Raw genomic sequence first — 24,326 nt, forward strand, 5'->3', positions numbered from 1 at the left:
GATCTCATTGTGCAAATCAGGCTCATCAAATTGTGATCACAAACGCATTTAGGATGGTTTCTAAACTAATTAGTTGTTTTATACTTTACAAAATAAGTAAAACGGTGCATAACTATCAATCACAGACGATTTTATATAAAAAAAACATCTTTTAGTTTTGTTTATAAACAAATGGAGTAGTAACGTGACACCGAACGTACCCAATACATTACGGCAAATGAATGCCTCGCTTGTATTAAATGTCATTCGTCATCAAGGTCCTTTGTCACGGGCTCAGATAGCCAAAATTAGCGGAATTACAAAAGCGACGGTGTCTGAAATTATTAACGATCTACTTGAAGAAAAAATCGTTTATGAAAGCGGTGTCAGTTCGCCTGCTGGACAAGGCAGAAAAGGTATTTTAGTTAACTTCGATCCTCAACACAGTTTAGGCGTCAGCATTGACTTAGGTGGAACCAAAATCGCTTATGCGGTTTTTAACTTAGATGCCGAATTATTGTATGAATATCAAGAACCTACCTTTGACACTGACGATCGTGATTACTTTATTACGCAATTTGCACAAAGTATTGAAAATGTGATCGAAAAAAGCGGCGTAGACCGTCAAAAGATCAATGTTATCGGTGTCGCCACACCAGGGATCATCGATATCAAAAATGGTGTTGTGCTAGAAGGCTCCCCTAACTTACCTCAATGGGATAATTTGCCTCTAGCACAACAACTTACAGAAAAACTCAATGTACCCGTTGTACTCGAAAATGATATTCGTGCAGCACTTGTCGGTGAAATGTGGAAAGGCCGTTGTCGCCATACACACAGTTGTGCGCTGATTGGCATCGGCACAGGGTTAGGCTCCGCTTTGCTGATGGATGGAAAAGTTATCCGTGGCGCAAACAATGCAGCTGGTGAAATCGGCTATATGATGTTTGCTCGTGATCATCTCTTTCGCAATTGGCGTAATAAAGGATGCTTTGAGAGTTTCTGCTCTGGCTCAGGTTTAAGTGAGCGAATGGCAAACTTACGAGGAGAAAATCTTAGTGCAATTGAGATTATTCAAGCCTCACAACAAGGCGATCCGCTTGCTCAATCCTTAGTTGAAGAAATGGCTGATTATCTTGCTATCGGCATTATGAATTTAGTCGCCATTGCAAATTTGGAAAAAGTGGTATTAACAGGTGGGCTCACCCGCTCTGCTGACACCTTTTTACCGCGTGTTCAGGCAAATTTAGATAGACATTTATTTGCTAACACCAAAGTGAATATCGAGCTTTCTGAATTATGGGAAAAAGGCCCGCTTTATGGCATTGCTATTCTCGCCTTAGCCACGGTTTATCCATCAATTCAATTTATGCCCGAGATCCAATTGAGATAACCCTAATAAAAAAGTCTTTAAACGAGATGGGAGCAACTCATGGCAGGAATACATCTTCACCCACACGATATTTTAGACGAAGGCATGCCCGCTATTCTTCAACGCCTTGACGGTATGAAGCATGTTGAGCATTTATTTGTCGAAATTAATACGATTTTTGAACGTAACCCTTACCCTATTGGTGATCTGCCTCATAACCCTATTCATAATATGGTTATGGGAACAGGTACACTACATATCAATACTCATACTGATTTTCCTCGTCTGAGCCAACGAGTCGATCCCACTATTTTAGCGGGTGCAGATCCACTAATGACGATAAAAAAAGCCACCAACGGTGGAAAATATAAAGTCATTCCATGGGCAAATATTCTGAATGGTGATTTTATTGGTGATGTAGAAAACAATCAGGTTGTCGATTTTAAAGGCCGTCCACAAGCACATTGGCTCTGCCCTAATGCTCCTGATGTTGCTCAATTATGGCAAAAGACATTCACAGCATTAAAACAAAACTACGGTTATGACACCTTTTTAATTGACCGCATTCGTTTCCCTGATTGGGCAGGTAAAGAAGTCAATCCAGCGGGATTATTTACCTGTTTTTGCCCCCACTGTGAAAAGAAAATGGTGCAACAAGGCTTACCTGTTAATGAAATCAAACATCGCCTCGCCGCTTTAGCAGATTCATTAAAACAAGGGGATTTTGAAACACCTGTTACAGCATTAAAAGAAGAACCTCTGTTAAAAGCATGGCAACTATTTCGCCAACAAAGTGTGACTCAATTGGTTGAGAAATTACTATCTGATGCCAAACAAACGGCGGGTGGAATTACGTTATGGCTCGACTTGTGGCCACCTGCTTACAGCTGGATCTTAGGTCAGAACTATCATGAATTAACGCGTTACTCATCCACACTTAAACATTTCCCTTATCACAAATTAGGGGGTGGTGCGGATGTTCAAGGACTAATTAATCATTTTGCTCATGATAGTGAAAGCCAAGAGAGGGCATTCACTGCGTTTAAACGTTTATTTGAATTACCTTATGATATTTCATATGAAACCTTTAAACAGCAGGGTTTCCCTATTCACTTTGTTGCAGAACAAAATAATAAAGTTCGCCAGCTTTCACAGCCAAATACCTTTATTTATAGCGGTATTCAAATGTGGAATTTGCCTGCCTCTCAATTAATTGAAGCCGTTATTGCCGCAGAAGAGAGTGCTTGTGATGACTTACTTTATTATTGCTATGGATGGGCGACTCAAGAATTATTTGATGCGATTGGTGAACACAATACACCTAATAATAACGCTTATAACAACAACACAATTAAAGAATAATACACCGCGGAAAATCAGGATCAAATTATGGCTAAACAACAAAAATGGAAAGTCTTTTTCCTTCTGTTTGTCACGATGTTTTTACTCGGTGGCATTCAAAATACAAAAGGGCTTATTCTCGAACAAGTTCAACATGATATTTCATTAAATATGAGCCAAGTCGGCTCACTAATTACCTTTTTCCAAATCGGTTTTTTAGTCGCCAGTTTATTAACGGGCTATTTTACCGATAAGAAAGGGTTAAAAGTCATGATGTTTATTGGCTCATTAATGATGGCGGTTGGTTTAACAGGAACCAGCCTTGCTTTCAACGTGATGCTATTTTTTGGCTTTTATCTGGTCATTGGTTTAGGGATTGGCTCAATGCTTGTCTCTATCGTGACTGTTATTCCAACTTTCTATAAAGAGAAAGCAGGAATGATGTTTAACGTCTCTAACGCCATGTTTGGTGTAGGGATGATTGTTACACCTCTTATTTTACAATATTTATTCTCACACTCTATTTCATGGCGTACCTTTTATGTTGGTGTTGCCGTTATTGTTGCTGTGATTATTTTAGTATTAAGTACGTTAAAAATAGAAAGTAGCGCACAAGTCGATATGAAATTCAGTGACTTTTTAGAGTTGCTGACACAAAAATCACTGTTGCTGGTTATTTTATTTATCACTTTATATGTGGCAGCCGAAGCCGCATTCTTAAACTTCTTCCCTATTTTCTATACCTCTATGGATATTGGGAATATGAGTAATGCACAAAAAGCAGAAACTGCCGCTTACGTTATTTCTAGTTTTGCATTCTTATTTACTATCGGCCGTTTTATTGGTGGCTTTATTAACCTTGCACTGGGTGATCGCAAAACATTGATTTTATTTTCACTGTTCTCGCTTATCGCCATTATTGTTAGCCGTATCTTTGTGCAAGATGTTGTTTATCTATTTATGGTATTTGGTTTCGCATTATCTGTGCTATTTCCAACAGCAGCAGCAGTTGCCACAAAATTAACCAGTAAAAGTGGCTCTGTAATGGGACTTATTTATGTAGCTTCAGGATTGGGCGGTGCGTTAGCAGGTTCATTAATCGGTCAGGTTTCAGAAAGCTATAATGTTTCTGTTGGCTTTAACCTAATTATCGTATTCGTCGCCCTCTTCTTTATCATTTCTCTGTTTATTAGAGAACAAAAACAATAACAACGACGTATTATGCCTCTGAAATTTCCCCCTCTTTATGAGGGGGTTTTTATTTTTATCACGATATCTTAGCAACCTATTTTCTCTTTTAATCTGTTGATTTTTTCACCACTGCCCTAATAATAGTATTTATATTCACTGTTAAAATAGGAGAATATGATGGCAAGTGGATGGGCTAATGATAGCGCTGTTCAAGAACAAATAGATGCCACCATTGATGATGCAATTGCAAGAGCTCGTAATCAAATGGCACAAGGAGAAAGTGCAGAGTTTTGTGATGAATGTGGTGAGCCAATCTCTCCAGCTCGGCAAAAAGCCGTTCCTGGTGTACGTTATTGTTTACGTTGCCAAGAGGCGTTTGATAAAAAGAATAATGCGTTTAGTGGGTATAATCGTCGCGGTAGTAAAGATAGCCAACTCAGATAATCTGCAATTATTATCCTATAAAACAAAAACTGTACCTTAATATGAGTTTCCTCTATTAAAGTACAGTTTGTTTTATTTAATCAGACAATAATTTAATTAGATTTTCGCAGCCTTTTTTGAGCTCAGATTTTGACTCATTTCAGTTAAAATCTTCATAAAATTATCAATATGTGTACGTTCAGTATTTGGATTCATAAATACTGCTTTTTCACCCGGAAGATAAACATAACGGTTATTTTTCGCATATTTCGAGCAAGCAATAGAATCCACCCAGTTAGTAAACAATCCTTCTCTACCACGCTGTAAGAAAAGTTTTCTATGCCATTGTGTGTTATGAACCATAAAGTCATACGCTTCTTTATCAGTAGAACATGTCAGTTCTAAATCAAAAGCAACATTAGGATCTTTGACTAAATTAGGATCATACAATTTAAAACCAACACTTGGCCCTTGGTTTTGCGGAACGATGACTTTTGCGTTACCCATCTCTAATAGTTGGTGGCGCATGTAGTTCGCGTTTTGCAGGCAGTGAGCAATAATGGTTTGGTAACCTTCAATCCCCATATAGTGCATTGCCGAATAAGCGCCAAAAATACCCACACCACTACGTGTACATTCAATAGTAGATTGTAAGTGAGTCTGCCCTTCTAACTCATGCTCAAAATAGGTGAAGTTTTCAGGATCGTTTTCCAATGCCACGAAGTCATTACCGTTTTTCACCAGCACTAAACTTGAGGTGTAAGGCACATAACCCCATTTGTGGAAGTCGATAGTGATAGAGTCGGCATATTTTAGATGTTTAAATTTCTCAACATTCTGGCGTAAACCTTCTAAAGTGACATCGTTAATTGCCAGTGGATTACTGCTAAAGTCATATTCTAAGAAGAAGATAATCGGCCAACCCACTGCGGCATCTACGTGTACATGTGGCTTAACAGGGATCTCGAATTCTTCACATAAACGGTCACGTAACTCACAAACACCTTTCACATCATCTACACCAAAAGTATCTGTTGTTCCGGTGGTTAACATGATCGTTGGCACTTTGCACTTAACAGTAAAGCACGCTCTTAGTTCACGTTCTAAGTGTTCTAAATTAATGGTGTTATCTTCAGAGACCTTAATACGGATGGTTTTGTTATCAACATCAACACCTAACAGTGCAAGGTTAGTCATATTTGAGTAGTGACCACCTTGAGAGTTAATGATGCGATAATCTTGATCTGCTGCCATACCTAAATGTTTAGAATTAGGCATAGATTTGCGTAAACCAAATAGATAACCATATAAGTTACACATGGTGCCACCTTGAGTGAACACACCAGATGCAACTTCAGGATCGTAACCAACCAATTTAGCGACTTTTTTAATCGTCACTTTTTCTAACGCATCAGCGACACCTGAATATTCACAATACACCATGTTAGGGTTGCCCATTAACCCTAAGATTGAACCATAAACACCCGGATCACTCGGCATTGCAATAACGTTTTCAACCGCTAATGGATTTTCCCAGTTTTTACACAGTGTCGAAACTAGCATCAGTAGTTCATTAGGATCGTTTTCTGGGTAATTAATATTTTGTTGGATTTGCGTATCCGCCATTAAACGATCGAATAGCTGTTGCCCATTTGAGTAACGCTGTAATTGGTCATTATCGTTAGTTGTTGTTTTTCTAAACTGTGTAATCGATTGGATTGTTTTATCCTGAAATATCGGCCAATACTTCGGATCTCGGCTGAAAAAGTGAGCAATAACGTCGTGGTATTTCTTCTCAAATTCCACATTCAGAATGTTAGCAGAAGATAGACCTAATAAATCTTGATTTTTCACTATATTCTCCAAATAGAAACCGACAAAAATTTAAATTGATTGCATAGCAATACTATACATTTTCTAATTAAATTAGTTAGTGCTTCATGTGATCACATTAGCTCTGCTTGCAACCACATAAAACAAAATATTTTATTTAATATCAATACAATAGAAATCTTTGGAAAGTTAAATTTACAGATGTTATTATTTCATTTATATGCTTATGTGACTGACATCACAGTGAAAATAAAGCTATAAACAAAAATAATCACCTGCAATACTATTAACTATTTGAAATATAATCAAAACATAACAATCACATGCTAACCAACTGATATTGCTGAATTCTCAATTTAATTAATTGAATTAATCTGTTATTTCCACAATTGGTACAGCAAAAATTACATTTAATTTAATTACAACGAACAAAATCAAACGAAAACACTACTATATTTTTCATAGCTAGCAAATTAATTCTAATTTTAACAAAAATTAGGTACAAAATATGGGTTAAAACTAAGTTCATAGATAGCGTTCAATGAAAATATAAACAAAGAAATTATCACAGTTGATTGTTCTGGTAATAACACAAATATTGGTTAAAATGAAAATTAGTAACCTAACTAAATAATCAGAATATTTACTCTACATATTTTGTGTTCTTTGCCGATACTTAAAGTAATAGAGTAGGTAATTAACGGAGAACACAATATGAAAGCACATATCGCTGTTGCTGCTGTATTCGTATTATTATCCGCAAGTGTCCATGCTGAAGAATTTACCTGCCAACTTGAAAATGGTAAGTATGTCAGCGTGTTCGTTGAACATGGAAAACCTCCTGTTTATCGTTATGGCACACTTGCTAAAACAGAGATAACACTACCAGTACCTCAACAACCTAATAATAATGTCTTTTATGGGCATCAGATGTTTGTTGCAGGGGCATCGACCTATGTTCGTTTTAAGAATGGAAACTATAGCTACGTCGTTTATGACGGCGAAGGGAGAGGTTGGAATTTTAATGGTATTATTGTTTATAAAGACAATAACATTATCAGTAAGAAAGAGTGTAAAGAGCCGTTATCACCAAGTTTGGATAATATCAAAAATTATGCCATCAAAATGGATCCTTACTTAGAAACGTATATTTATGCTCCTTAGTTTCTAACTTTATTAATTAGACATAAAAAAACCCAATTTAAAAATTGGGTTTTTTACTATTTTTAAGCAACAAAATGTATTGATTAGTCTTCTAGTAGCAGAACAGATTCTAATGCAATTTCAATCATTTCATTAAAGGTAGTTTGACGCTCTTCTGCTGTGGTCTGTGTACCTTTTTTGATGTGGTCAGATACAGTACAGATAGTCAGTGCTTTTGCGCCGTATTCAGCTGCAACACCGTAGATACCTGCTGCTTCCATTTCAACACCTAGGATGCCGTATTTTTCCATTACATCAAACATTTCTGGATCTGGTGAGTAGAACAGATCAGCAGAGAAGATATTACCAACGCGAACTTTAATATCTTTCGCTTTTGCAGCATCAACAGCATTTTGAACTAATTGGTAATCAGCGATGGCAGCAAAGTCTTGGTCTTTGAAACGCAGACGGTTAACTTTAGAGTCAGTACATGCGCCCATACCGATAACAACATCACGCAGTTCAACATCTGGTAATACTGCACCACATGAACCAACACGGATGATAACTTTCACGCCGAAATCTGTAATTAATTCTTTTGCGTAAATTGAGCAGGAAGGAATACCCATACCGTGGCCCATTACAGAAACTTTACGGCCTTTATACGTACCTGTAAAACCTAACATACCACGAACATTATTTACCTGACGCACGTCTTGTAAAAAAGTTTCAGCGATGTATTTAGCACGAAGCGGGTCGCCCGGCATTAAAACGACATCAGCAAAATCGCCCATTTCTGCGTTAATATGAGGGGTAGCCATAATTCTTCCTTTTAATTGATCTTTTTACTATTTAAATATAATTCGGTAGGCATATTGCTATACCTACCGAAGTAAAATTAAAACATTGCTTTACCGTAATCGACTGGAGACAAACCGAAGTATTTAACAACAGTTTGGCCGATATCAGCAAAGGTTTCACGGTGACCTAATGAACCTGGTTTAACTTTTGGACCATAAACAAGAACAGGGATGTGCTCGCGAGTATGATCAGAACCAGGCCAAGTTGGGTCACAACCGTGGTCTGCTGTTAAGATAAGAATGTCATCTTCTTTTACCAGTTCCATTAATTCTGGTAAACGACGGTCGAATAACTCAAGAGCTTCACCGTAACCCACAGCATCACGACGGTGGCCGTAAGAAGAGTCAAAGTCAACAAAGTTGGTGAATACAATTGTGTTGTCGCCCGCAAGTTTCATTTCTTCGAGTGTCGCATCAAACAGAGCATTAATACCCGTTGCTTTCACTTTTTTAGTGATACCTACATTTGCGTAGATGTCAGCAATTTTACCGATAGAAACAACGTGGCCTTGTTTTTCATCAACCAGTTTTTTCAACATAGTTGGTGCTGGTGGCTCAACCGCTAAATCATGACGGTTACCTGTACGAGCGAAGTTACCCGGTTTATCACCGATAAATGGACGCGCAATAACACGACCAATGTTGTAATCGCCTTTGTTTAGTTCATCACGAGCAATTTCACACAGCTCATATAATTCATCTAAACCGTAAGTTTCTTCATGACATGCAATTTGGAATACGGAGTCAGCAGAGGTATAGAAAATCGGCTTACCAGTTTTCATATGCTCTTCACCCAGTTCATCCAAAATCACTGTACCAGATGCGTGGCAGTTACCTAAATAACCCGGTAATTTTGCACGTTTAACGATATTTTCTAACAGTTCTTGCGGGAATGAATTTTTCAGATCTTTGAAGTATCCCCAATCAAACAGAACAGGAACACCTGCGATTTCCCAGTGGCCTGACGGAGTATCTTTACCAGAAGAGATTTCACTCGCGTAGCCATAAGCTCCGATAATATCTGCGTCTTTATCTAAACCAATAGGGAATTTACCTGTTGATTCTTCCGCAGCTTTACCTAAACCTAAACGGCAAAGATTAGGTAAATGAAGAGGACCTTTACGACCTTCTCTATCTGCTTTACCATCAGCAAACGCTTGTGCGATATGCCCTAAAGTGTCTGAACCTTGGTCACCGAATTTCTCCGCATCACCGGCAGCACCGATACCGAAGGAATCTAATACCATGATATGTACACGTTTCATAATTCTCTCTCCTGTGTCATTCTCCGTAGACCACGGATATGTCACTTATAAATCGTAATTGAGTTCTTATTCGCTGATTTGGCGGTACACCATTGGTGAAGCTTCGCGTTTGCTGTCACCAATTACCATCGCTTTACGGACTTCAGCCGCAGCTTCTTGCCATGATTTTTCACTGTTAGCATGGATCATCGCTAAAGGTGTATCTGTATTGATTTCAGCACCAAGCGCTACGATATCGCTTAAGCCAACACTATAATCAATAGTATCAGTTGCTTTACGACGACCACCGCCTAATGTCACAACTGACATACCTAATGCACGCGTATCCATTTCAGTGATAAATCCTGCTTTCTCAGCGAATACAGGTTTACTTAATACCGCAGTTGGCAGGTATTTATTGTAGTTTTCAACAAAATCAGATGGGCCTTTCTGTGCTGCAACCATACGGCCAAAGACTTCTGCCGCTTTACCGTTGTCCAACACATCTTGCAGTTTTTGACGAGCTTGTTGACGATCATCCGCTAAACGGCCTGATACTAACATTTCAACACACAGCGCCATAGTGACTTCAAATAGACGTGGATTACGATATTCACCTGTTAAGAATTGAACAGCTTCACGTACTTCAACCGCATTACCTGCGCTAGAAGCTAATACTTCATTCATATCCGTTAACAGTGCCGTAGTTTGACAGCCTGCGCCATTTGCTACTTGAACAATTGACTCAGCCAGCTCTTCAGATTTCTGATAAGTCGGCATAAAGGCACCTGAGCCCACTTTAACGTCCATCACTAATGCATCTAAGCCTTCAGCTAATTTTTTACCTAAAATAGATGCAGTGATAAGCGGGATTGAATCAACTGTAGCAGTAATATCACGGGTAGCATAAAAGCGTTTGTCAGCAGGTGCTAATGAATTAGTCTGTCCGATAATGGCAACACCGACATTGCGAATAATGTCGCGGAATTTCTCATCATCAGGGAAAATATCAAAGCCCGGAATTGCTTCAAGCTTATCTAATGTTCCACCTGTGTGGCCTAATCCACGACCAGAGATCATAGGAACATAACCACCACAAGCCGCAACCATTGGCCCTAACATCAGTGAAGTTACATCACCCACACCACCAGTTGAGTGTTTATCAACGATTGGGCCGTTTAAATTTAGGCTTTTCCAGTTCAGAACTGTACCGGAATCACGCATAGCTAATGTCAAAGCAACACGCTCTGGCATTGTCATATCGTGGAAATAAATAGTCATTGCTAATGCAGCAATTTGACCTTCAGAAACAGTATTATCTCTGACGCCATTAATGAAAAAACGAATTTCTTCCTCAGTTAAAGGATGACCATCACGCTTTTTACGAATAATCTCTTGGGCAAGAAACACTGCAACCTCCTGGTTTTATAGCATTGGTAACGCCCACAATAATGAAGAGTGGGCGTATTTCACGAATGGATTAGTAACCACTAGACGATTTTTGTTCGCCATGACCTAAAGTGGCTAATAAATTACCTAACAGGCTTGACGCGCCAAAACGGAAGTGACGGGCATCAACCCAGTTGTCACCCATAATGCGGTTAGCTAATGCAAGGTATTGAGCAGCTTCTTCAGCGGTACGTACACCACCCGCTGGTTTGAAACCAACTTCTTTGCCAACACCCATATCGTGGATCACTTGGATCATTAACTCAGCGCTTTCCAGTGTTGCATTTACAGGTACTTTACCTGTGGAAGTTTTAATAAAGTCAGCACCTGCTTTGATTGAAATTTCAGATGCTTTACGGATAAGTGCAGGATCTTTCAGCTCACCCGTTTCAATAATTACTTTCAGTAAAGAACCTGCCTCTGCACAAGCTTCTTTACATGCTTTAACGATATCAAAACCGATTTGCTCGTTACCTGCCATAAATGCACGGTAAGGGAAAACTACGTCAACCTCATCTGCGCCATAAGCTAATGCCGCGTTGGTTTCTGCTAATGCGATATCTAAATCATCATTACCATGAGGGAAGTTAGTTACGGTTGCAATTCGAACGTCTGGAGTACCCTGTTCGCGTAACACTTTACGTGCTAATGGAATAAAACGTGGGTAGATACAAATAGCGGCTGTATTGCCTTCTGGGCTTTTAGCCTGATGACATAATGCAGTCACTTTTGCATCAGTGTCGTCATCATTTAATGTAGTTAAATCCATCAAAGACAGCGCAAGGCGCGCTGCAGCGGTTAAATCTGTCATAAAACTCTCCAACGATGTTTCTCAAGCCCTTTTGGGCGTACGCTTAAGGTTAGCGATTAAATTTGTTGGCGAGCGGACTTGGTTCCTTGAAGATGTTGCTGTAACTTGCGCTACAACGACAGCTGAGCTCCCTCTCACCGCGCTATGCTCACTTCGGCGACCCGTCATTGAGCCTTCGCCATTCCATGAAGTTTCAGCACATCTTATTTGAACACGCTAAGGAACAATTAGATGTGCTTTACGTCACACTAATCAAATGCAACTTGCAAACAATGACATAAAAATGTGACAAATATCACGTTTAGGTCATTTTCTGGTTTAATGTTACTCGAATAGCGCCTTTAAGTCGTCTTTATAACGCAAAAAAAAGCGTGATCAATATGAAATGATATTGCTATTGGCCCTACTCAATACAAATTGCGAAATATCTCACACAATAAAAATAGTTAACATTACAACAGAAAACAAACATAAAAGAGCAGATAGGTAAAACCCATCTGCTCTTCACAATAAAAATCAATTAAGCAGCAACCACTGCCATTGCTGTTAATGCAAAGAAGAAACCTGCAATTGTTGCACTCATTAAGTTAGAGAGTGTACCAGCAAGTACGGCCTTCATTCCTAAACGCGCCACATCTTTGCGACGGTTAGGCGCCATTCCACCTAAACCACCTAACAGTACGGCAACAGAAGAGAGGTTAGCAAAACCACACAATGCAAAGGAGATGATTATCTTCGTTTGCTCTGATAGCACCATAAGTCCAGAACCTGCAACTAATGCATCTTCTTGTAGATATTTACTAAACTCAGAGTAAGCATAGAACTCATTAATAACAATTTTTTGTCCAATAAATGAGCCTGCAATAGTTGCTTCACTCCAAGGTACCCCGATAAGGAAAGCAATTGGTGCGAAGATCCAACCTAACACTAATTCTAATGAGAAATTCTCATAACCAAACCAGCCACCAATACCGCCAAGAATACCATTAACTAATGCAATCAATGCAACGAAAGCAAGTAACATGGCACCGACGTTCAGAGCAAGCTGTAAGCCTGAAGAGGCACCCGCTGCGGCAGCATCAATAATATTGGCAGGTTTCTCATCATCTGCCATTTTATCAAGTGCATCTTTTTGATCATCAGGTGTTTCTGTTTCAGGGATCAATAATTTAGCAAAGAGTAAACCACCAGGAGCGGCCATAAAGGATGCAGTGATCAAATACTCTAACGGTACGCCCATGCTGGCGTATCCAGCAAGCACAGAACCTGCAACAGAGGCTAAACCACCACACATAACAGCAAAGAGCTCTGAGGTTGTCATTCTTGCAATATAAGGGCGAACAACCAGCGGGGCTTCTGTTTGCCCAACAAAGATATTAGCTGTTGCAGACATCGATTCTGTTCGTGATGTGCCTAATACTTTCTGTAAGCCACCACCAAGAATTTTAATCACAATTTGCATGATACCGAGGTAATACAGCACAGCAATTAGTGAAGAGAAGAATACGATAACAGGCAGCACGCGTAGGGCAAAAACGAAACCACCACCACCAAACAACTCAAACATTTTGTCTGATACTAGGCCGGCAAACAGAAAACTCATTCCATTTTCACCGTAATCAATGACATTTTTAACACCATCAGAAATAGCCATTAATACTTTACGACCACCATCTGAATAAAGTACAAATGCGCCTAAGCCAATCTGAATAAGGAATGCGCCACCAACTGTACGTAATCTAATTGCACGTCGATTGCTGGAAAACAGAATGGCTATCAATATTAATGTTGCCATTCCGACCAAGCTCATAATGAGTTGCATTGAAGGATCCCTGTTCACATAAAAATTTAATGGATTATCAATAACGCTCTAACCAGAGCTTATTGACTCTTTTTGCCGGATAATTATACCTAGTCTAAGAAAAGAACCCTCAATACCCATCACAAATAGAGTCTGAAAAAAGTAACACAAAAGTCATAAATGAGAAGTAGATCACACAAAAAAGAAAATTGCATTGTTGAACAGGCTAGGGAGTTTTTAACCTTTAGATAAACCGCATTTTCATTCAAGCGCTAGGTAATATTGTTGAGCCCAAATAATTGTAGGCTATTGAGATAGAGTTGCTCTGCGATCGCCTCTGGTGATCCTTGACGCAGCTCACAGAGTTGGGAAAAAACGTTCTGAATACGTTCTGGGCGATTAGGTTTACCTTGAAAACCACTTACAGGCATATCAGGAGCATCTGTTTCTAATAACAGATATTCTAGTGGTAACGAGGCAATTGCACGGCGAGTTTTTTGTGCTCGCTCATAAGTAATGGTTCCACCAACACCAATAAAATAGCCTTGCTGAATAAACTTTTCTGCCTGTTGCAGACTTCCTGCAAAACCATGAATAACCCCTTTGCGAGGCACATCATAACGGCGTAAAAGTGCACTTAGCTTATCGTGGGTTTTACGTGAATGTAGGATCACAGGTAAATCGAATTTAATCGCTAATTTAAGCTGTGCAATTAAAAATGCCTCTTGCTTCTCTGACTGGGGATTTTCCATATAATCATCAAGCCCAATTTCGCCGATAGCAACACAACGAGAAGTCGTTTTTAATTTTTGTTCCAATTCCAAAAGATGCTGTTCAGTATGCTCATTGATATATAAAGGGTGTAATCCCAATGCACAATATAATTGATGGTGATGGTTAGCGAGCTCTGCAACAACATCTAAATTCCAACGTGCAACGGCGGGAATAATGATTTTTTCAACATGAGCCTGACGCGCTAGTGACAAACTGTTAGCAATATCATCATAAAAAACCGGAAAATCAAAATGGCAGTGGGTATCAATAAATTTATTCATTCTGAATCTGCCTCACATCAGGGTGTACGCTGCGAGTTCCTTGTTGAATTATAGAGGCATTCTCTGCTTTATCAGCCTTCGCTTCTTGTTCAAACAAACTAAAGACTTTTTTATCGTGTTGTTTGAATTTTTTCTTAGAAAAGTGCTGACCAATTGTTGCCAGAAAATAGCGCCCACAACGTCTGCCCACATGATAATCATGATTTAGTGCACTTAAACGACTTCCTAGCGCGCTAGATTGCAATGTGGTTGGTGGATATATTTCAATAACCACAACATCTTCTGGGGGCGATTGGATAAATTTAATTGTCTCGGTATAGGTTTCGATATGCACTTGTGCCATCTCCATAAAGCGCTGTAAACGGCTATTTTCAAACCATTTTCCCATACGCTCAACCCATTCAGTTGTGTATTGATATTCAGAAGGAACAGTGCGAACAACAACAATAGTACGACAACCACGCCTATAAGCTTCTCTCACAGGGATAGCATCACTAATGCCACCATCATGATAAACAACATCATGAAATAAAACACCATTACGATAAAAAGCAGGAATAGCACTAGATGCTTTGATTATCTCAAGCCAAGTCGGTTCATCGGGTTGAAAATAATTTGCCTGAAAATTATCGGAACGACTTGCCACCATATAAAATTCGCGCCCTGTATCAAAACGACGTAGCGCTGTTGGCATATCAAGAGGCATTTCTTTGGCAGTCGTTTCTATATACCAATCAAGATCCAGTAAATTACCACCACGGACAAAGCGAAGGGGATTAAAAAATTGATTATTAGTTGTATAGCGATTAATAATTTTACGTGCATATCCACGCTGACCACAGGCAAAAGCAGATAAATTTTGCGCTCCCGCAGACACCCCAAGTAAAATATCAAAGGGATCAAATTGTGATCGCATAAATTCATCAAGGACACCCGCAGTAAAGATCCCGCGTTGACCTCCGCCTTCACAAACTAAAGCGACTTTGCCTTGTGGTAGTGAGGATTGAAATTCGAGTGCAGTAATATTATTTAATGTGACAGGTATATACTTCCCCATAATGTCTCCTTTATACAACTTATCAAAGGATACCCGCACATTTTTTTGTCGTCATTCTTTTTACGTATTCATACAAATAAATCAGACAATATCTTCTTAGAATATGACGAATATAAAAGAAAATCATTTTTATGATTTGATATTTACATCTGAATCTACGCTTTTAACACCTTCAATTTTTTCAATAATTTGTAAGATTTTTTCTTCTTGCGCTTTACTATCAACAAAACCTGAAAGAAAAACATGTCCAAACTCAGTACGAATAGAAATATTTTCACTATCAATATCTTGCATTGGTAATAGCGTATCTTTAATCTTATTCGAGATGGAAGTATCACTTAAATAATGCCCCGTGTTATTCCCACTGTTATTGATTTCGCTATACCACGATGTTTCAGCTGATGCGCCCATACTGACAAAAGCCAAGCCTATTGACATTACTAGCGCTAATTTCAGCGTTTTATATTGTTCCATTGCTCTCCCCCTAATCACAATAACTGCGACAGGAAATATGTGTGTTTTAATATCTGTATTTTTATGAATTACTACAAAACTTTAACAATCTAAGCTATTACACTAATAAGCTATTTGAGTTAAATAAAGTAAAAAATAACAAATAAAGACTAATCCTAGTAATTTTATTCTAATAATAACGAATAAAACTATAATAAATTTTACATATATTTATAAATAAGTATAAAAACGAGCATAATGTTAACAGAAAAAAAAGAGATTAATTCCAAATGAAGAAGGGCTTTTGGGCTGGATATTAGAGATATGTTGAGTAGATTTAATAAAGAAAAGCTAAGAAACAAAAAAGGCTATATTAAAAAAACATAGCCTTTTCATTAAGTTAAATACTCTAAATAATTCGAGCTACAACTGTAAGTATGCCAATACAGTTACTCTAAAAACTACACCTTGAAGCAGAAGAGTAGATACTCTAAATAATTCAAGATGTAGCTAGGCGACAAGTAAATGAGTCGCTAGGAGCATACATAAGTATGTGACTAGTGCGAATGAACACAGTCAACAACGCTACACCTTGAAGTATGACGAGTATCATAAGTATGTGGTATGTGGCTAGTACGAATGAACACAGTCAACAACGCTACACCTTGAAGCAGAAGAGTAGATACTCTAAATAATTCAAGATGTAGCTAGGCGACAAGTAAATGAGTCACTAGGAGCATACATAAGTATGTAACTAGTACGAATGAACGCAGTCAACAACGCTACACCTTGAAGTATGACGAGTATCAGTGTTCACGTGTCTGATGAAACTCAACATCAGGATAACGCTCACGCGTTAAATTCAAGTTGACCATTGTTGGTGCGATATAAGTTAAGTTATCGCCGCCATCAAGTGCCAAGTTTTGTTCATTTTTACGTTTAAACTCTTCGAGTTTTTTCTCGTTATCACACTCAACCCAGCGAGCTGTTGAAACGTTAACGGATTCATAAATCGCTTCAACGTTATATTCACTCTTAAGTCTTGCAACAACCACATCAAACTGAAGTACACCCACTGCCCCTACGATTAAATCGTTATTTGCCAGAGGTCTAAAGACCTGTACAGCACCTTCTTCTGATAACTGCACCAATCCTTTAAGTAACTGTTTCTGTTTCAACGGATCACGTAAACGAATACGACGGAATAGCTCCGGTGCAAAGTTTGGAATACCGGTAAATTTCAGAATTTCACCTTGAGTGAAAGTATCACCAATTTGGATTGTACCGTGGTTATGAAGACCGATAATATCCCCTGGATAAGCATGTTCAACGTGAGAACGGTCGCCAGCCATAAAGGTTAATGCATCAGAAATCACCACATCTTTTTTGATTCGAACTTGGTGTAATTTCATGCCTTTATCATACATACCAGATACAACGCGCAGGAATGCAACACGGTCACGATGTTTAGGATCCATATTGGCTTGGATCTTAAAGACGAACCCCGTGAACGTTTCTTCAGAAGCGGTAACTTCACGCATATCGGTTTGACGAGGCATTGGTGCTGGTGCCCATTTTACAAGGCCATCAAGCATATGGTTAACACCAAAGTTACCTAATGCCGTACCAAAGAACACTGGAGTTAATTCGCCAGCTAAGAATGCTTCATGATCAAATTCATGAGATGCACCTAATACTAACTCTAATTCATCACGTAATTGGCTTGCTAAATCATCACCAATAGCTTCATCAAGCTCTGGGTTATCTAATCCCTTAATGACGCGAGAATCCTGAATAGTATGACCTTGGCCTGTTTGATAAAGATAAGTTTCATCTTTAAGGATGTGATAAACCCCTTTAAAGAGTTTCCCGCAACCAATAGGCCAAGTCACAGGGCTACACGCAATTTTCAACTCTGTTTCAACTTCGTCCATGAGCTCCATTGGATCACGAATATCACGGTCGAGTTTATTCATAAAAGTCAGAATTGGTGTATCACGTAGACGCGTTACTTCCATTAACTTACGAGTACGATCTTCAACCCCTTTAGAGGAGTCAATTACCATTAAACAGCAGTCAACAGCAGTTAAAGTACGATAAGTATCTTCAGAGAAGTCTTCGTGTCCTGGAGTATCTAATAAGTTAACTAAGCAATCTGCATAAGGGAACTGCATGACTGAGGTTGTAATAGAAATACCACGTTGTTTTTCCATTTCCATCCAGTCAGATTTTGCATGCTGATTTGAACCACGACCTTTTACGGTTCCTGCACGTTGAATTGCTTGTCCGAATAACAACACTTTTTCAGTGATGGTTGTTTTACCCGCATCGGGGTGGGAAATTATGGCAAAAGTTCTACGACGAGCAACTTCTTGCTGAAAAATAGGATTAGACATCAATGGTGATCTTCTAGTTGATAGACGAGAGAATGTAAGGCACTGATATATCGCTATAAGTAATAATTAAAGTGACTATAAAGACATTCAACCCGTAAGTTAATCTTAATTGGCGCTTATTTTCGCCTATCTTGTCTGTATAAACAATCAATGGTTACTATTTTATCTGCTTGAGGGAGTGATGCCTAGTGTTTGAAAAAATTAATCGTGCCTATTGCTTTATAGGGTAACGCTGTTTTCATTGATACTCTCAAAATACTTATTTTACTAAAATTTCTACAAACTGACTTTATGAGTTACTAATAAAGCCCTGAATTAGCCTATTTATTTTCGGTTAAAATCGGGATTGAATATAAGTTCCTAAATAAATACACCTTCATTTAGATTTAATTTTGTCTATATTTAGAGACTAATCACTTTATTTAAAACAAAAATAAATACTCAATTTACTTATTTTAAATGCCATTCACCTTTTTAACACTGTTATAATCACCTAACGTTTTAAAATTAAACAATGACAAAAGTGAAATTAACTTGATAAATTTATATTAAGTGAAAATAAAGATAAATTTTAAATACAATTAATAAAAAATAAAATTTTCACACTTCAAATAAAATAAAAAAACGCCTAATAGAAGGCGTTTTAAATTTAACTTAAATAAAGATTTAATTAGAAAGAAATAGGATAAGCCATGATAATCGCATCTTCATTCCCTGTCTTTGTTGGGTAATAGTTTTTGCGTTTTGAAACGAAATTAAATCCTATAGATTCATAGAGATTGAACGCTTTTTCATTAGATTCCCGCACCTCTAACCACAGGGTAGTAATATTTTTTTTCTCAAGCGTTTCAATCAGTTCTAATAAAAGTTCTTTACCGTAACCTTTCCCCTGATAATCAGGATGGATTGCGATATTAAAAAGTGTTGCCTCATCTAATATTAATTGCGTAATTGCGAAACCTACAATAATATTATCAATGCAAATTTTCAGATTAAAATAATGACTTCCTTGGTTACTATAAAATGTTTCTTCACTCCAAGGGAATGAATGACTTAATTTTTCAATTTGCCATGCTAAAGGTAAATCAGCAGGGTTTAAGAGTGAAATGGTCTTCATATTGATAGATTTGTTTCCAAAGATCGCGTTTTGCATCAGCATCAAAATATAACTGATGTAATGAAGGGCTTCTCAGAGAAGTATATTCAGAGGGAAGTATGAGATCAGTGCCTAATAACCAGCAGGGAAGATCAAATGATTCTGTGAGCATGCTCACATCATCTGTTGTAATACAATAGATTTCGTTTTTATCTATCCCCATGGCGCTAAAAATATCAGAGAAAAGCCCGTTATTTAGATCAACGGTATCATCAGTAATGATAAGTAAACGTGTTGTATCCGGAAATTGAACAGAATGCTCGCCTTTTAACACAGCAGGCTTATGAAGTACCCACTGACGAATTCCAAGTTGGGATAACATTCTGTCTTTACGGCTCATTATGCTTACCTATCAAGTGTAGAACAACGGTACATAGTATCAGAGGGCATAAACTACGCCAATAAATAGCGTCGGTTTCTTTATATCTGATATCATGCGTCTCATGTTTTTTAAGGAGTAATAATCATAATGTCCTCACTGTCCCCTGCTAGCGAAGTTATTCTTCGTCACCTAGATCATTTCGCAGACAGGCATGTACTTATTGCAGGTGATCTCCAAGATACTTTCGCAGCACAGATCCAGGCAAAAAGTGTCAGAGCATATACCAACCAATATCACCAGTGGCTACCATTACTAAAATCAATGGGTGATAACGCACTCTTTGGTTTAGTTGCAGATCAGTCCTTTGTGAAATATTGCAATACCTTGATCTACTTTTGGCCTAAAAATAAAAACGAAGCCACTTTCCAACTGCGTAGCCTTTGCTCTAACTTACAAGTGGGTACTGAAATCTTTATCGTCGGTGAAAACCGTAGCGGTGTTAAAAGTGCCACTGAATTAATGAACGGTATCGCTAAACTTAAAAAAATAGATTCAGCACGCCGTTGTAGCTTATTTTTTGGTACTCAAACATATCAAACACTGTTTGACCGTAATAACTGGTGGCAAACTTATCGCCATGATGATCTCACTGTAATGGCATTGCCGGGTGTCTTTAGCCAAAACGCATTAGATGAGGGTAGCCGTTTATTACTTTCAACTTTTGATGATGCAATGGTTGGCGATTTACTGGATATGGCATGTGGCTGTGGTGTACTCGCCACTGTACTTGGTAAGAAAAACCCAATGTTGAAACTGACACTATGTGATGTGAATGCGGCGGCAATTTCTTCTAGTATCGCCACCTTAAACGTGAATGAATTAGAAGGTCGAGTAATTGCAAGTAATGTCTATTCAGCGGTCGAAGAAACTTATGATTGGATAATCTCAAACCCGCCTTTCCATGATGGTTTAGGCACAAGCTATACCGCTGCTGAAGATATTATTCGCCTTGCTCCAAATTATCTGAAAAGAGGCGGTAAATTGCGCATTGTAGCGAATTCATTTATCCCTTATCCAGATATTTTGGATCATGTATTTGGCTCTCACGAAGTACTTGCATCAACAGGTAAATTTAAAGTTTACCAAGCAACCAAGAAAGACTAATCACAAGCCCTGTTATCTCAAACAGGGCTTTATTTTTGGGGCTGATTTTAAGTGATAACTCAAGGTGTTTTATTTTTCATCACCAAGATAATTTATTGATAAAAAATAATTGACGCCAAAAATAAAAGGCATAAAATTCGCTTCCTGTCTGAATGCGAGAGTGGCGGAATTGGTAGACGCGCTAGCTTCAGGTGTTAGTGTCCTTACGGACGTGGGGGTTCAAGTCCCCCTTTTCGCACCAAACAGACAATATCCAGAGTAAAATTATTGAGTAAGACTGCGAGGATGGCGGAATTGGTAGACGCGCTAGCTTCAGGTGTTAGTGTTCTTACGGACGTGGGGGTTCAAGTCCCCCTCTTCGCACCACTCAATAACCTTTTTTTCTTGTGATAACTCCCCTCCAATCACTCAGCGAATATTCTCTATCCATAATATGCGACTAAAAGTGTCATCAAACTGTAGGTTAATACAACACCTGCGGGTATCATCACCCACATCTGTAATTTTTTATGGAACAGCATCAAGGTGGATAACAGCATTGAAACCACTAAAATCAGCGTAAAGGCTGATGTTCCTGCAATATAATGCGTGATCACTGTTAGCAAAGAAGAAACCGCCAACATTTCCCATAAATTTATACGAGATGTCCAAGATGTCACTGGAGGTATACGTGTTGGTTTAGCCATAATAACACACCATTAATGATAATGATTTTCATTATTATATATAACACTTATACCAAATCAACTTATATAAAGAAAAAAACTTATTTGATATCCTTATTTTTTAAAGGGTTATGTGTATCTTTTAGAATAATAAATAAAAAACGTCTTACCATTTTCACGATAAGACGTTCAATTTTATTATGTTGTTATAGTGGTCAATAAACGAAACTAAGCGTTATTTAGATTGATAAAATGAAAGACTAAATGAATATCTTCAGGCTCTCTTTCATAAAGCTCAGGATCAGGAGTATCAACTAAACGACACCCTAAATACTGATAAAAATTCACACTATTTTCAGAAGGTGTTGATGATATATATAATCCATCAGCCCCTCTTTTCTTCGCATATTCCACACAATAATCAAATAATATTCGTGCTAAACCTTGCCCACGTTGCTGGTGGCTAACATGTAAAAAAGAGAGTTGCAGTAAGGTACCATTTTGACCACGTTTTTGCGGATCAACACTCGCAGCTGCAATCAATTGACCTTGTTTAAAAACACCCCAGAAAGGTGCTCCTCGGTCAAAACTTTCGAGTAAAACAGGAGTGTAATGCTCTGCTTCACCTTCTGGCCAACCTTTCATATCAAAACGTTGCTCTGATAAAAGTAACTTTCCTTCTTTTAATACATACAGCTTTTCAATAAGCTCAGTTCTATCAATTTCCCATACTTGTGGAATTTCATTTCTTGTTAATTGACGAATATTGTTTTTCATTATTAAAGATTAACCTGTTCTGATGATGCTTCACTTCGTTCTAATGCGTGGTAAGCCACGGCACAGAATAAGGAATTCAACCGTTTCATATCACCGAGCAAACTGGTATGCAGAGAACTAGTTTCAATACTTTGCATATTATGCAAATGAAGACGTTCTACATGAGCAAACGAGTAACGCTGGTTGAGTAAACGGAAACGATGTTTTGCTCGACGTAATTTACGAGCATGTTCCATGTTGCCGGAAACAAATACCGACATCGCCAGATTCAGATTACTTTGCAGACGCTCAAGGAGTGTCTGTAATTCACGACGCCCTTCCTCCGATAAAAATAAGTGATGATTTAGACCTTTACTCACCATTTCAGATGACATACGCGCTATGATAGCGGATGATTGCTGTAAATTCATCGCTGTATCAATAATTTCAGCCCAACGTCGAGAGTCTTCAGTTCCTAGATCATGCTGTTGAATTTGTGCCATATACAATTTTATGCTGCTATGGAGTAATTCGACCTCTTCTTCTAACTGGCTAATTTCCCTTTTTTGCTGACGATCACCTTCCATTAATGCAGTAAAACGTTGCAACATTTGTTCGACAACATCACCTAATCGTAGTGATTCTCTAACCGCATTAGCGATAGCTAAAGAAGGTGTATCAATAGCTGATTGATCCAAATAACGAGGTGCCACTTCAGATCCTGTAGCAGGCAATTCTGGGATCAGTCGCTGACATAATTTTGCCATTATGCCGACAAAAGGGATCATCATTACACAGCGTGCAAGATTATAAATAACATGAAAATAGATAACGACTTCAGCCGGTGAAAATCCATATTGCTGAATTTTATTTGCAATGATGGTTATCCAAGGTAAAACCAATAGTGCACCAATCAATTTAAAAAATAGACTTCCTAGTACTACTTGGCGTGAAACAACATTCTGCCCTCGGCTACTCATTAACGCCAACAAACCACTACCAATATTAGAACCAATCACAATGCATAAACTGATGTATAAAGGCATTAGCCCAGTTGCACTTAATGTCGCTGTTAATAACACAGCAGCCAGACTTGAATAACTCACCATAGCAAACAAAGCGCCCACTAAGAGAGCTAAAACAGTGTCTCCACTTAATGATGTGAAGATAGCTTGTACCGCACTGGCATGGGTAATTGGTTCTGCGGAAGTGACTATCAGCTGTAAGGCTAAAATAATTAAACCAAGACCAATTCCTACACGCCCTAATTGCCCGACCCGCTCTTTTTTACGGCTTAGAAAAGTGATCACCCCGACAAGAATAAGTAGTGGAGATAACCAAGAGAGATCAAAGGTTAGCACTCGCGCCATCAGTGCAGTACCCACATCTGCACCTAACATAATAACCAGTGCCGGTGTAATCGAAATCAGCCCTTGCGTCACAAAAGAGATAACCAAAAGTGCCGTCGCATTACTGCTTTGGACTAATGCCGTTACCCCAACACCCGCAAGGAAAGCATTGGATTTCTTATTAATACTTTTACCTAAAATTCGGCGTAAATCAGAACCAAAGACGCGCATAATGCCTGTACGAACAATATGTGTTCCCCAGACAAGAAGTGCGACTGATGAGAGTAAATGAAGCAGTGTCAGCATAGAAATAATAACCTTATTTTTATCGTTGTTTGTTTGACTCTGTTCTCCTTCAATCTCATAAAAAAGAGAAAGACCACGAGCAGATAATCTATCTGAGAAAAATTTTTACGGGTAATGCCTTAAATAACGTAGAGTGTTATTTGACAAAAAGATATTGCAACTTAAGTGCAATAATCAATGGAGAAGTTGAGAATATTACA

General features: G+C 38.4%; 21 protein-coding genes and 2 tRNA genes. 8 read left to right on the plus strand and 15 right to left on the minus strand.

Annotation, left to right across the window (positions count from 1 at the left end; all coding sequences use genetic code 11):
• The first annotated feature begins 184 nt into the window (after positions 1 to 184).
• The 4 genes from NBG71_RS13725 to NBG71_RS13740 all read left to right on the plus strand — a co-directional run bounded on the left by NBG71_RS13725 (position 185) and on the right by NBG71_RS13740 (position 4,327).
• On the plus strand, positions 185 to 1,372 hold the full coding sequence (locus NBG71_RS13725; protein ID WP_223672676.1) for an ROK family transcriptional regulator: 1,188 nt from the start codon (positions 185 to 187) through the stop codon (positions 1,370 to 1,372).
• Positions 1,373 to 1,411: 39 nt separating this feature from the next.
• Positions 1,412 to 2,713 (plus strand): hypothetical protein, encoded by a 1,302-nt coding sequence (locus tag NBG71_RS13730; RefSeq protein ID WP_075672691.1) that lies wholly within the window; start codon positions 1,412 to 1,414, stop codon positions 2,711 to 2,713.
• Positions 2,714 to 2,740: 27 nt separating this feature from the next.
• Positions 2,741 to 3,901 carry an MFS transporter gene (locus NBG71_RS13735; protein WP_099660231.1) on the plus strand — a complete coding sequence of 387 codons (1,161 nt, stop codon included), beginning with the start codon at positions 2,741 to 2,743 and terminating at the stop codon, positions 3,899 to 3,901.
• Between the two features lie 159 nt (positions 3,902 to 4,060).
• Positions 4,061 to 4,327: a DksA/TraR family C4-type zinc finger protein gene (locus NBG71_RS13740; protein WP_075672693.1), complete on the plus strand. Its 267-nt coding sequence runs from the start codon at positions 4,061 to 4,063 to the stop codon at positions 4,325 to 4,327.
• Positions 4,328 to 4,423: 96 nt separating this feature from the next.
• On the opposite strand, the gene NBG71_RS13745 is transcribed toward NBG71_RS13740, so the two are convergent.
• Positions 4,424 to 6,160 carry a pyridoxal phosphate-dependent decarboxylase family protein gene (locus NBG71_RS13745; protein ID WP_075672694.1) on the minus strand — a complete coding sequence of 579 codons (1,737 nt, stop codon included), beginning with the start codon at positions 6,158 to 6,160 and terminating at the stop codon, positions 4,424 to 4,426.
• A gap of 693 nt (positions 6,161 to 6,853) precedes the next feature.
• On the opposite strand from NBG71_RS13745, the gene NBG71_RS13750 reads away from it, so the two are divergent.
• Complete coding sequence (locus NBG71_RS13750; RefSeq protein ID WP_075672695.1) at positions 6,854 to 7,303, plus strand: hypothetical protein; 450 nt, start codon at positions 6,854 to 6,856, stop codon at positions 7,301 to 7,303.
• 83 nt (positions 7,304 to 7,386) lie between these two features.
• Here the strand turns inward: NBG71_RS13750 and deoD are convergent, their stop codons facing one another.
• The 11 genes from deoD to NBG71_RS13805 form a co-directional block, all read right to left on the minus strand.
• Positions 7,387 to 8,103: a purine-nucleoside phosphorylase gene (deoD, locus tag NBG71_RS13755; protein ID WP_036934279.1), complete on the minus strand. Its 717-nt coding sequence runs from the start codon at positions 8,101 to 8,103 to the stop codon at positions 7,387 to 7,389.
• A 77-nt stretch (positions 8,104 to 8,180) separates the two neighbouring features.
• A complete protein-coding gene (deoB, locus tag NBG71_RS13760) occupies positions 8,181 to 9,407 on the minus strand; it encodes a phosphopentomutase (RefSeq protein WP_075672696.1) in 1,227 nt (408 codons plus the stop codon).
• A 66-nt stretch (positions 9,408 to 9,473) separates the two neighbouring features.
• Positions 9,474 to 10,796 carry a thymidine phosphorylase gene (gene deoA, locus NBG71_RS13765; protein ID WP_075672697.1) on the minus strand — a complete coding sequence of 441 codons (1,323 nt, stop codon included), beginning with the start codon at positions 10,794 to 10,796 and terminating at the stop codon, positions 9,474 to 9,476.
• A gap of 70 nt (positions 10,797 to 10,866) precedes the next feature.
• The gene (gene deoC / locus NBG71_RS13770; RefSeq protein WP_064721106.1) at positions 10,867 to 11,646 is read right to left on the minus strand and encodes a deoxyribose-phosphate aldolase; all 780 of its coding nucleotides are present in this window, start codon (positions 11,644 to 11,646) and stop codon (positions 10,867 to 10,869) included.
• Between the two features lie 520 nt (positions 11,647 to 12,166).
• On the minus strand, positions 12,167 to 13,468 hold the full coding sequence (locus tag NBG71_RS13775) for a NupC/NupG family nucleoside CNT transporter (protein ID WP_075672698.1): 1,302 nt from the start codon (positions 13,466 to 13,468) through the stop codon (positions 12,167 to 12,169).
• 251 nt (positions 13,469 to 13,719) lie between these two features.
• Entirely contained in the window at positions 13,720 to 14,502 is a 783-nt protein-coding gene (locus NBG71_RS13780; protein ID WP_164530692.1) for a TatD family hydrolase, read from the minus strand.
• Positions 14,495 to 15,559: a patatin-like phospholipase family protein gene (locus NBG71_RS13785; protein WP_075672700.1), complete on the minus strand. Its 1,065-nt coding sequence runs from the start codon at positions 15,557 to 15,559 to the stop codon at positions 14,495 to 14,497. Before NBG71_RS13785 ends, NBG71_RS13780 begins: the two co-directional genes overlap by 8 nt.
• 129 nt (positions 15,560 to 15,688) lie before the next feature.
• Positions 15,689 to 16,033 (minus strand): BON domain-containing protein, encoded by a 345-nt coding sequence (locus NBG71_RS13790; RefSeq protein WP_075672701.1) that lies wholly within the window; start codon positions 16,031 to 16,033, stop codon positions 15,689 to 15,691.
• A gap of 785 nt (positions 16,034 to 16,818) precedes the next feature.
• Positions 16,819 to 18,408: a peptide chain release factor 3 gene (prfC, locus tag NBG71_RS13795; RefSeq protein ID WP_075672702.1), complete on the minus strand. Its 1,590-nt coding sequence runs from the start codon at positions 18,406 to 18,408 to the stop codon at positions 16,819 to 16,821.
• A gap of 670 nt (positions 18,409 to 19,078) precedes the next feature.
• Positions 19,079 to 19,525, minus strand: coding sequence for a ribosomal protein S18-alanine N-acetyltransferase (gene rimI / locus NBG71_RS13800; RefSeq protein WP_075672703.1), 447 nt, complete (start codon positions 19,523 to 19,525; stop codon positions 19,079 to 19,081).
• Positions 19,494 to 19,904 (minus strand): DNA polymerase III subunit psi, encoded by a 411-nt coding sequence (locus NBG71_RS13805; RefSeq protein WP_075672704.1) that lies wholly within the window; start codon positions 19,902 to 19,904, stop codon positions 19,494 to 19,496. The genes rimI and NBG71_RS13805 overlap by 32 nt, the downstream gene beginning before the upstream one ends.
• Before the next feature lie 129 nt (positions 19,905 to 20,033).
• Between NBG71_RS13805 and rsmC the strand changes: the two genes are divergently transcribed.
• From rsmC to NBG71_RS13820, 3 genes are all read left to right on the plus strand, one after another.
• Positions 20,034 to 21,050, plus strand: coding sequence for a 16S rRNA (guanine(1207)-N(2))-methyltransferase RsmC (gene rsmC / locus NBG71_RS13810; protein ID WP_075672705.1), 1,017 nt, complete (start codon positions 20,034 to 20,036; stop codon positions 21,048 to 21,050).
• Between the two features lie 154 nt (positions 21,051 to 21,204).
• Positions 21,205 to 21,291: transfer RNA gene (locus NBG71_RS13815), tRNA-Leu, on the plus strand.
• Between the two features lie 38 nt (positions 21,292 to 21,329).
• Positions 21,330 to 21,416: transfer RNA gene (locus tag NBG71_RS13820), tRNA-Leu, on the plus strand.
• Positions 21,417 to 21,472: 56 nt separating this feature from the next.
• Here the strand turns inward: NBG71_RS13820 and NBG71_RS13825 are convergent.
• The 3 genes from NBG71_RS13825 to NBG71_RS13835 all read right to left on the minus strand — a co-directional run bounded on the left by NBG71_RS13825 (position 21,473) and on the right by NBG71_RS13835 (position 24,126).
• Complete coding sequence (locus NBG71_RS13825; protein WP_075672706.1) at positions 21,473 to 21,736, minus strand: DUF1435 family protein; 264 nt, start codon at positions 21,734 to 21,736, stop codon at positions 21,473 to 21,475.
• Between the two features lie 207 nt (positions 21,737 to 21,943).
• Positions 21,944 to 22,492 (minus strand): GNAT family N-acetyltransferase, encoded by a 549-nt coding sequence (locus NBG71_RS13830; RefSeq protein WP_191901564.1) that lies wholly within the window; start codon positions 22,490 to 22,492, stop codon positions 21,944 to 21,946.
• A 2-nt stretch (positions 22,493 to 22,494) separates the two neighbouring features.
• Positions 22,495 to 24,126: a Na/Pi cotransporter family protein gene (locus NBG71_RS13835; protein WP_075672708.1), complete on the minus strand. Its 1,632-nt coding sequence runs from the start codon at positions 24,124 to 24,126 to the stop codon at positions 22,495 to 22,497.
• Positions 24,127 to 24,326: the final 200 nt, after the last annotated feature.

The sequence above is a fragment of the Proteus sp. FZP2095 genome (assembly GCF_023701425.1).
GTDB lineage: Bacteria > Pseudomonadota > Gammaproteobacteria > Enterobacterales > Enterobacteriaceae > Proteus > Proteus cibarius.